The sequence below is a fragment of the Winogradskyella poriferorum genome (genome assembly GCF_050618035.1).
Classification (GTDB): Bacteria; Bacteroidota; Bacteroidia; order Flavobacteriales; family Flavobacteriaceae; genus Winogradskyella; species Winogradskyella poriferorum_A.
Map to the genome: position 1 here is coordinate 1 of NZ_JBODPY010000125.1, position 236 is coordinate 236.

Here is a 236-nt window from a genome sequence, read left to right on the forward strand (position 1 = left end):
AGTGACAAGATGGTTTAGTTCAATTGGAGAGTTTAAAAATTCTGCTATACCTTTTTTTCCCTGAACCACAAACAAACCTTCATGGGGTCTGTACTTTTTTTCACCTAAACTTTTAATTAACTTTATTTGATGCTTTGTAACGATTAAAATGTAGTTACATTTGTTTGATAAAGTACAAAGTAAATGTTTTTTGGACTAATTTCTGTTCAGTAACGATCATATCTAAATAATGTATA

1 pseudogene is annotated in these 236 nt (G+C 28.4%); it reads right to left on the minus strand.

Going from position 1 to position 236, the window contains the following annotated elements:
• Positions 1–150 (minus strand): annotated as a pseudogene (locus ACRHOC_RS15170) (RNA methyltransferase); the annotation flags it as partial.
• Between the last annotated feature and the right edge of the window lie 86 nt (positions 151–236).